This window comes from Streptosporangium sp. NPDC005286 (genome assembly GCF_040607515.1).
Taxonomy (GTDB): domain Bacteria; phylum Actinomycetota; class Actinomycetes; order Streptosporangiales; family Streptosporangiaceae; genus Streptosporangium.
On sequence record NZ_JBEXGU010000377.1, the window covers coordinates 1 to 2,373 of the forward strand.

Below are 2,373 nucleotides of genomic sequence, written 5' to 3' on the forward strand. Positions count from 1 at the left end.
CGGCCAGCCGCCCGCGTCTTCCAGGGGCTGGGGCAGGTCCCAGTGGTAGAGCGTCACCCACGGGTCGACGCCCCGGGAGAGGAGCTCGTCGACCAGGCGGCTGTAGAAGTCGATGCCCTTGAGGTTGACGGGGCCGTGTCCCTCGGGCTGGATCCGGGGCCAGGAGATGGAGAACCGGTACGCGCCGAGGCCGAGTTCGGCCATCAGCCGCACGTCGTCCCGGTAGCGGTTGTAGTGGTCGATGGCGACGTCGGCGTGCTCGCCGTTCACCACCCGGCCCGGCTGCTTGACAAAGGTGTCCCAGATGGAGACGCCGCGGCCATCCTCCGAGACGGCGCCTTCGATCTGGTATGCGGAGGTGGCCGCGCCCCAGACGAAACCTGTCGGGAACACCAGATCCGGGGTCTGAATCTGCGTCTCTTGCGTGGTCACGCTTTAACCGCACCTTCCATGAGTCCGCCGACGATCTGACGGCCGAACGCGATGAAAACGATGAACAGGGGGAGGACCGATGCCGCGGTGCCGGTGAACAGCATCACGTAGTCGGTGCCGTGGGCCTGGTTGAGCGCGGCGATCGACGTCTGAACTACCGGGTTGTCCGGGTTCAGCACGATCAACGGCCACATGAACTCGTTCCAGGTCTGCATGAAGACCAGCAGTGCCAGCACTGCCATTCCCGGCCGTAGCGCCGGCAGGATGACGTTCGCGTAGATGCGCATGGTGGAGGCGCCGTCGACGCGGGCCGCCTCGACCAGTTCGTCCGGCACCGCCTGGGTGGCGTACTGGGTCATCATGAAGACCCCGAAGCCGTTGAGCAGGAAGGGCAGGATCACCGCCTTCAGCTGGCCGGTCCAGCCGAGCGTGACCATGAGCTCGTACAGCGGCACGATGCCCATCTGCTGGAGCGGGACCATCATCGTCACCAGGATCAGGCCCAGCAGGATCTTGCCGCCCCGGAAGCGCAGCTTGGCGAAGGCGAAGCCGGCCAGGGTGGAGATGAGCACCACCGAGAAGGTCACGGTGACCGAGACGATGGCCGAGTTCACCAGGCCGGTCATGAAATAGGCGTCCTCGGTGGACAGGAGCCGTGAGATGTTCTCGCCGAGGTGGCCGCCCGGGAGCAGCGGCGGTGGTACGTCGATGGCCTCCTCGTTGGTCCGGGTGGCCATGATGAACATGTAGTAGATGGGGAACGCCGACAGCACGAGCGCGAAGGCCAGCACGACCTTCGTCAGCGGGCCGGCGTCCCAGATGCGGTTCCGTGCGGCCGACGGGCCGGAAGGCCGTCGTGAATGCGCCGGGGGCCGCCTGGACTGGATGGCCGTCACTTGGAACCCCCGATGCGGCGGGTGAAGGAGTAGTTGATGAGCGTCCCGACCAGGATCAGCGCGAACAGCATCCACGCGGCGGCCGAGGCGTAGCCGAAGTCGAAGTCGCGGAACGCCTCCTTGACGATGAACATGGCCACGGTCTGGTATTGGCCGGTGGTGCCGCCGGCCATCGTCGGGTTGCCTTCGAACATGACCGGCTCGGTGAACAGCGTCAGGCCGCCGATGGTGGAGATGAACACCACGAAGACGATCGTCGGGCGCAGCATCGGGATGGTGATCTGCCAGAACTGCCGCCTGGCCGTGGCACCGTCGATGGCGGCGGCCTCGTAGAGATCCTTGGGGATGGTCTGCATGGCGGCCAGCAGGATGATGGCGTTGTAGCCGGTCCAGCGCCAGTCGATCATGGTGGAGATCGCGATCCACGCGGACCACTTCTCGTTCTGCCAGTTGATCGCGTCGGTTCCGAAGAGGCCCAGGAACCAGTTGATCATGCCGTAGTCACGCCCGTACAGCTGGGTGAAGACGACGGCGACGGCGACGACGGAGGTGATCAGCGGCAGCAGCACGCCGAGGCGGAAGAAGAGCCGTCCCCGGATGCGCTTGTTGAGCGCGTTGGCCAGCACGAGGGCGAGGAGGAGCTGCGGGATCGTCGACATGACGAACATGCCGAGAGTGTTGATCACCGCGTTCCAGAAGGCCTCGTCGGTGATCAGCTCGATGTAGTTCTCGAGGCCGACGAAGGACTTGTCCCCGGCGAGCTCCCAGTCGTGCAGCGAGACCCAGAGGGTGTAGCCGAGCGGGAAGATGCCGAAGATCGCGAAGAGGAGGAAGTACGGGGAGACGAGGAAGTAGGGGGTCGCCCGGAGGTCGAACCGGGCCCATCCACCGCCTCGCTGCGGTCCGCCTGCCCCCGCCGACCGGCGGGGGCCGGGCTGTGGAGGGGCGGCAGGGGAGTCGACGTGCAGTGTCATCAACGGAGCCTTTCAGCGGGGGCATGCGCCCTGGTCGTCGCGGACGCGGGGCCCGCCCACCTCGCGGCGGC

Annotated in this window: 3 protein-coding genes; all 3 read right to left on the reverse strand. The window is 66.4% G+C overall.

Translation table 11 applies throughout. The features are described from left to right. Nucleotides 1–432: family 1 glycosylhydrolase (locus ABZU75_RS46200; protein ID WP_355569877.1), on the reverse strand; the 432-nt coding region annotated here is incomplete at its 3' end. After that, nucleotides 429–1,319, reverse strand: coding sequence for a carbohydrate ABC transporter permease (locus ABZU75_RS46205; protein ID WP_355569883.1), 891 nt, complete (start codon nucleotides 1,317–1,319; stop codon nucleotides 429–431). The genes ABZU75_RS46205 and ABZU75_RS46200, both read right to left, overlap by 4 nt. A gap of 5 nt (nucleotides 1,320–1,324) precedes the next feature. Then, a complete protein-coding gene (locus tag ABZU75_RS46210; RefSeq protein ID WP_355569880.1) occupies nucleotides 1,325–2,302 on the reverse strand; it encodes a sugar ABC transporter permease in 978 nt (325 codons plus the stop codon). Nucleotides 2,303–2,373: the final 71 nt, after the last annotated feature.